We start from the raw sequence: 6137 nt of genomic DNA on the forward strand, positions 1-6137 counted from the left end.
ATCGTGGGCGCCCAGATCCACGACCAGCTCGGCATCGAGCGTTTCAGCCATACCGGCACCTCGGTGGCGATTGGGATCCTCGGGGCCGTGATCGGCGGCCGAGGTTTCGCCCACGCACTGCAGAAGACCCTCAACAGCCTGTGGGCGGTGCCCAAGGTCGATCGGCCGGGTTTTGCGCCGCGTTATCTGCGCACCCTGTCACTGCTGTTGCTCCTCGGCCTGATCGTGGTGGTCACCGGTGCTGCCGGTTATGCCGCGGGCGCCGCGACATCAATTGGCTTCGGCGGCGTGCCGGCGCGGGTCGTCAGCTTCGTGGTGGGGACGATCCTGGGCTCGGGCTTCTTCCTGGCGCTTTTCCGGGTGGCGGCATCCGACCAGGTACCGACACGGTGCCTGCTGCGGGGCGCGGTGATCACGGCCGCGGGGTGGCAGTTGCTGCTGACGGTGGCCGGGGTCATCGTCGCGCACCAGCTGCGTCACGCGCAGGCCGTCGCGGGACTGTTCGGGGTTGTGCTGGGGCTGCTGGCTTGGCTGGCGCTGCAGGTGACCGTGATGGTCTACGCGATCGAGATCGACGTTGTGCGCGCCAAGCGTCTGTAGCCCCGGAGCCTGGTGCAGCCACCGCTGACCGAGGCCGACAAGTTGTATTACGCCGACGCCGTGCGAGCGGAAACTCAGCGACCCGAACAACGACTCGAGATCGCCTACGATCCCGACGAGAACCCGATAGCGCACCGATGAGGAACCCGAGGGGTGCCTGTAACGAAACCGGCTGCTGCACATTACCGATCCGGGTCGTGCTTATCAGCCGGCTGTCTGCCGGCGTTTCCGCCGCTCACGCTGCTGGAAACCGTTGCCGCGCTGCGCCTGACGGAACGATCCGACGCCGAAAGACGCGAGAAGGCGCACGAAGCCCGCTATCCCCGTATGCTTGAGCCCACTCGGGCGGGAGCGCACAGACCTGCCCCCGCTCTATCATTCTGACGAGCAGGAACGCAAGGTCCCGGGACGATGATTGACGAAATCGGGCTGGCGTGGGCGCTGGCCAACACGGCCGACGTGTACCTCACCGTTGTCGAGCGGCATGATCTCTACATCGCCATCGGCATCGGCGAAACCTTCGTCGCGATCTCGCTGCTTATCACCGTGATCGCGCGGGAGAGAGTAACGCTGCCCCGTGACCTGGTGTGCGCGCTGACGGCGTGGTTGGACGGCTACGCCGGCAATCCCGACGAACCCCGGCTACGCGCACTGGTCACGCACGCCGGCAGGCATGTCGCCGAGGCACCACCGCCCTAGTTCCCGATCGGGGCCGCATTGTGATCGTCCAGTCGTCCAGCCCGCTCGGCGACCCGGCAGCCGAGGGGGTGCATCCCTGGTCCGCCGCGGCTTCCGGACCGAACCCGTTGCCTCGCAATGCAAGACGAAGCCGATCGGAGAGAGCTCGCTGGGCCTGGCCCGGGCCTGGTCGGCCCGCCACCGCGGAAATGCACGCCGATCCAGCCCCGCAAGCCGCCGTGCCCGCCTCAGCCACTTCCGGTACTGAAGCGCTGATGAGGAAGACACGGGCGCAGATACTTTACTGTGGCTGCTCGAACGCTGAGAACGTCGCCCACTATCATCGCGCCACGCTCACCGGCACGAAAGCATCACCGATCGATGCGGATCTGGGTTATCGGTCGATGCTGCGAAGTCGACGCGCCTGGGACCCCCCTTCCAGTCAAGGAGTGCCATGACGGTCGTCAACGGCTTGCCCGCCCATGTCTTGCTCGTCCATTTCGTGGTGGTGCTCGCGCCGCTGACTGCCGTGTTGGTGATCGTTTGCGCCCTCTGGCCGGCCGCGCGCAGGCATTTGGTGTGGCTCACACTGATACTTGCCGTGATAACGACCGTGCTGACACCGATCACCGCCGATGCGGGCGAGTGGCTGTTCGACCTGAGGCGCAACCCGAGCCCGGTGCTGCGGGAGCATGCCGATCGAGGGGGGTGGATGATCTACTTCTCGGTGGCGCTTCTTCTCGTCGCGGTCGCACTGGCGGTGCTGCAGATACTCGAACGCCGGTCCGGCAAGCGCAGGCTGGCCGCCGGCGTCGTCCTCGCGATCGTGGCGCTCGCCGTGGGAATCTCGTCAATTGTTCAGGTGTATCGGATCGGTGATGCCGGCGCCCGGTCGGTCTGGGCCGGCGAAATCGCCAGGCTGAAGAAGGCCAACGGAACCTGACATCGCCGTCGACCGCGCGATTGCACGCACTCACCGGGCGGTAACGCGGCCGGGTCCAACTTACCGATCCAAAGCTGCTGTGGCACCGTATATGTGAGTCTCTAGTCGACGGCGCTCAGTGCGGTGGTCCAGTCAGCTGCAATCGCTTCTTGCGCAGTGGCGAGCGGCACCCGGCCCGCACACACCAGGTCGTGCAGCTCAGATTCCACAGCGTCTTTCGGGTTCGGTGACGCGCCGGGTTCCACCCACAGGTTGCGCGGATCGTTCGGATCACCGCCGAGGGCCAGCGGCACCAGATGGTCGTACTCGGCTGCCGTCAGCGAGCCGGTATAACCATAGGCGACTGCGTTGGCCTGTTTTTCCGCCTCGGTGATCGTCTTCGGCGGGCGGATCGACTTGGTGTAGCCGGCGCGGCAGATCGTTCTGTCGAGGGTGTCCGGGGTGACCTTGGGGCTGACCGCGCCGGGTGTGCAGGTCGGATCGGGCAGGGTCTGCCCGTCGGCGGCGGTCCGGTAGTGACATGCTCCCGGCGTCGGCTGGGGCTGCACGGTGTAGTTCGTCGGGCCTGGGCCGACGGGCACCTCCGCGACGGCCAGGGGCGTGGCGCCGCGGAACAGCACCGCGGTTAGCAGGACGGTGACTGCAGTCGGAATCGGCCATCTCATGACCGCAGCTTGACACAGCCGCCCGACACCCGGGCACCGGATCCTCGCGGCCGGTGCCGCCGCCTGCGCGTTCCCGGGTGCGCGGCCCGCTGTGCTGCGCCCGGCGAAGGTGCCCGTAAACGTGCTCTTGGCCACGTGTGCCGGTCGCTGCGGCGCAGCTGTGCAGGATCTGCGCGTATCTCGTAACGTCGATTGCGTGGTGGTGTTGCGTGAGTTTCACACGGTGCGGCAGAACCTGGGTCGAGGCGTGTTCGGCATGGTGGCCGGGCCGGACGGCCCGGCCAACCGGGCACGCATCCACGGGACACCGGGGCCCCGCTGGTTCGCCGAGGATCGCCCGATCCGGCGGGTGCATGCCGACGCCGCCATGTTCGTCGGCGGCTTGCGCGCACTGCTGTTGCAGTCGTTGCACCCGCTCGCGATGGCCGGGGTCGCGGAGCACTCCGACTATCGGGGCGATCCGTGGGGGCGACTGCAGCGCACCAGCACATTTTTGGCCGTCACGACGTACGGCCCGGCCGACGACGCCCAGCACGCGGTCGATCGCGTACGCGGAATCCATCAGCGTGTACACGGAATCGCTCCTGACGGGAGGTTCTATCACGCCACCGATCCCCACCTACTGGAGTGGGTGCACGTCGCCGAGGTGGATAGCTTTCTGCGGGCCTATCAGTGTTATGGCGCCGCGCCCCTCGACCAGCGCGGGTGCGACGGGTATGTGGCCGACACCGCCCGCGTCGCGGCAGCGCTGGGGGTGCCCGACCCTCCCCGCACCGAGCGACAACTTGGCGAACGGCTCGAGGCGTACCGGTCCGAGTTGAAAGGTACTCCCGCCGCACGCGACGCAGCGCGGTTTCTGCTGCTGACCCCGCCGCTGCCGCTCGCGGCGCGGGCGCCCTACGGGGTGCTGGCCGCCGCATCCGTGGCGCTGCTGCCGGTGTGGGCGCGAATGCCGTTGTGGTTACCGTACTTTCCGCCTGTCGAGGTCACCGCGATCCCATTGGCTGGGCGCGCACTGATTGGCGGAATCCGATGGGCGATGAGTTCCCACTGATCCGGAGGAAACGCTGTCATGACCGCATGGCCCACACCCGATCCACCCGGCCCCGGACAGGAGTCGGTGTGGGATTACCCGCGGCCCCCACGACTGGAAGACTTCAGCGGCGCGATCACCATCGAGCTCGGTGGCGACACGATTGCATCGGCGACACGCGCCTGGCGGGTGCTGGAGACCAGCCACCCTCCCACGTACTACCTGCGGCGCGATGCCTTCGTCGACGGCGCGCTGCGCCCGGCAACCGGTGGTTCGTGGTGTGAATGGAAGGGCCGGGCAAGCTATTACGATCTGGTCGGCCGGACGCGGGAGGCCCCGAGGGCGGCATGGACCTACCTGAGGCCGACATCGCGGTTCGCGCCGATCGCAGGCGCCATCGCGGTGATGCCGGCCCTGGTGGACCGCTGCACCGTCGACGGCGAGGAGGTGATCCCGCAGCCGGGCGGGTTCTACGGCGGATGGGTGACCAGCTGGATTGTCGGCCCGTTCAAGGGCATCCCCGGATCGATGGGCTGGTGAGGAGCCCTGGTTGTGGCGCAACCGTGCTCGTCGTGGCGCTCACACCGCTGACAGGCGTGTCGGCGCCCGTCGCACCTAGCGGCTTGGGGGCATCAGTGCGTAGGCATGGGCGAGATCGCCGGCGCCGACGAAATACACATCCATGGTCAGCGAGGCCGGATTCATGTCGCCGAATCGCCACCGCGTGATAGGGCCCCCTGGATCGGGCGGCGGCCCGGGATAGGCCTCATCTGCGCGGAAGGTGGCGCCGACAAGCTTCCAGGCGTTGTGTCCCTGATAGGTGTAGATCAGTGCTTGCGGAGCGGTGGGGTCGAGCACCTTCGCGTCGCGCCGGGCGGCTTTGTTGACGGCGCGCAGAACGACAGGTCGCAGTGGAGTCACCCCTGAGTCGACGCGCGACATCCGCCGCGCCGTCAGCGGATTGGCCTTCGCCTGGGCGAGGCTGGCGGCGAAGTCGTAGCCGGCGGACTCCGCGGCGTCGGTGCTGGTGTAGGCGGCGGTGCCCGCCTCGGTGCGGGTGAGCAAGTCGCTCGCCGCGCCTTGCTGTTCGGGGGTCGACGAGGCGACGTCGGGCAGGTTGGGCATTGCCGCGCGGCTCTGCCCGTATTGCCGGGCCCATGCCACCCGCGCCGCAGCGGCCGCGCCGGCGGTGCTGCTGGTGGGGGCTCCGGCGGTGTCGCCGCGGGGCGCCGAACCGGGATTGGCGTCGGCGTTGGGCGCTGTGTCGGGTTCGGGGTCGTGCGCGATGTAGGCGACGGCGGCCCGCTCGCCCGCGACGGCGCCGGCGACCAGCAGCGCGGTCGCGATCCAGGTCGCCAGAACTCTCCAGCCCGGACGGCGGACCCGGGCCAGACCGAACTTCGGTGTGGCGATCGCCGGCGCCGGCGAACGCAGCCGGACCGTGGTCGGGGGCTCCTCGTCGGCCGGGTACACACCGATACCTTGACCGACGAACCTTGACGTCGCCTGTCAAATGCGCAGCGGTCGGGTTACGGCCGGCCGGTTTGGGCACGGCGCCGGACACGATGTGCCGCGCAAGCCGACGCGGCCGTGGGCCACGCCATCGCGGATCTGTGCCCCCGACACTGACGGGACAACTGCTACGACGGTCCCCAACCGTAGCGGTACACGGATGAGCCCACTGCCACCGCGGTGATAGCTTGCGTCGGCTTCACCGTGGGTGAGCTTGCCGGCGCGGCGAATGATGTTCTGCTGCACAGTGATCGCGCGCGGGGAGGCTGTACCGGCGCAGCGATGGAGTCGCCGCACACGCCGGCGACGTGGACGAGCAGCCCTGCGGAAGGTGATGATGGGTGGATGGTGCTCAGCGCGGAGGCGAACGGGTTCAGCCCGCCACTGGTTTCGGCCCCGGCTCCCCGGGCCGAACGCCGGACTCGCAGAAACCCGTTTCCGCCGATAGCCGAGTATGCGTTCCTGTCGGACTGCGAGACCACGTGCCTGGTTTCCGCAAGCGGCTCCGTCGAGTGGATGTGCCTGCCGCGGCCGGACTCCCCCAGCGTGTTCGGCGCGATTCTCGACCGCTCCGCCGGGCACTTCCGCCTTGGCCCCTATGGGGTGTCGGTGCCGGCCGCGCGCCGCTACTTGCCGGGCAGCCTCATCTTGGAAACCACGTGGCAGACCCACACCGGCTGGCTCATGGTGCGCGACGCGCTGGTGA

9 protein-coding genes are annotated in these 6137 nt (G+C 68.5%); 7 read left to right on the top strand and 2 right to left on the bottom strand.

The window, feature by feature from the left end; all coding sequences use genetic code 11:
• The 4 genes from VKG81_RS00380 to VKG81_RS00395 form a co-directional block, all read left to right on the top strand.
• On the top strand, nt 1–600 hold a 600-nt coding region (locus tag VKG81_RS00380; protein ID WP_324388856.1), incomplete at its 5' end, for a YhjD/YihY/BrkB family envelope integrity protein.
• A 12-nt stretch (nt 601–612) separates the two neighbouring features.
• Nucleotides 613–741, top strand: coding sequence for a hypothetical protein (locus tag VKG81_RS00385; RefSeq protein WP_324388857.1), 129 nt, complete (start codon nt 613–615; stop codon nt 739–741).
• Nucleotides 742–1011: 270 nt separating this feature from the next.
• A complete protein-coding gene (locus VKG81_RS00390) occupies nt 1012–1299 on the top strand; it encodes a tryptophanase (protein ID WP_324388858.1) in 288 nt (95 codons plus the stop codon).
• Between the two features lie 433 nt (nt 1300–1732).
• A complete protein-coding gene (locus tag VKG81_RS00395) occupies nt 1733–2221 on the top strand; it encodes a DUF2231 domain-containing protein (protein ID WP_324388859.1) in 489 nt (162 codons plus the stop codon).
• A gap of 101 nt (nt 2222–2322) precedes the next feature.
• Here VKG81_RS00395 and VKG81_RS00400 read toward each other — a convergent pair whose 3' ends face one another.
• On the bottom strand, nt 2323–2886 hold the full coding sequence (locus VKG81_RS00400; RefSeq protein WP_324388860.1) for a hypothetical protein: 564 nt from the start codon (nt 2884–2886) through the stop codon (nt 2323–2325).
• Between the two features lie 256 nt (nt 2887–3142).
• On the opposite strand from VKG81_RS00400, the gene VKG81_RS00405 reads away from it, so the two are divergent.
• On the top strand, nt 3143–3940 hold the full coding sequence (locus VKG81_RS00405; RefSeq protein ID WP_414685100.1) for an oxygenase MpaB family protein: 798 nt from the start codon (nt 3143–3145) through the stop codon (nt 3938–3940).
• Between the two features lie 18 nt (nt 3941–3958).
• The gene (locus VKG81_RS00410) at nt 3959–4459 is read left to right on the top strand and encodes a DUF427 domain-containing protein (RefSeq protein WP_324388861.1); all 501 of its coding nucleotides are present in this window, start codon (nt 3959–3961) and stop codon (nt 4457–4459) included.
• 75 nt (nt 4460–4534) lie between these two features.
• Here VKG81_RS00410 and VKG81_RS00415 read toward each other — a convergent pair whose 3' ends face one another.
• Entirely contained in the window at nt 4535–5392 is an 858-nt protein-coding gene (locus VKG81_RS00415; RefSeq protein WP_324388862.1) for a hypothetical protein, read from the bottom strand.
• A 384-nt stretch (nt 5393–5776) separates the two neighbouring features.
• Here VKG81_RS00415 and VKG81_RS00420 point away from each other — a divergent pair.
• Nucleotides 5777–6137, top strand: a 361-nt coding sequence (locus tag VKG81_RS00420; RefSeq protein ID WP_324388863.1) for a trehalase-like domain-containing protein, incomplete at its 3' end; no start/stop codon positions are given.

Origin of the sequence: Mycobacterium sp., from assembly GCF_035314905.1 — a bacterium.
In the GTDB taxonomy this organism is placed as follows: domain Bacteria; phylum Actinomycetota; class Actinomycetes; order Mycobacteriales; family Mycobacteriaceae; genus Mycobacterium.

Coding starts and splice junctions, on each gene's coding strand:
- VKG81_RS00405 (WP_414685100.1), top strand. CDS start 3,143: ATGGTGGCCGGGCCGGACGGCCCGGCCAACCGGGCACGCATCCACGGG.
- VKG81_RS00410 (WP_324388861.1), top strand. CDS start 3,959: ATGACCGCATGGCCCACACCCGATCCACCCGGCCCCGGACAGGAGTCG.
- VKG81_RS00400 (WP_324388860.1), bottom strand. CDS start 2,886: ATGAGATGGCCGATTCCGACTGCAGTCACCGTCCTGCTAACCGCGGTG.
- VKG81_RS00395 (WP_324388859.1), top strand. CDS start 1,733: ATGACGGTCGTCAACGGCTTGCCCGCCCATGTCTTGCTCGTCCATTTC.
- VKG81_RS00390 (WP_324388858.1), top strand. CDS start 1,012: ATGATTGACGAAATCGGGCTGGCGTGGGCGCTGGCCAACACGGCCGAC.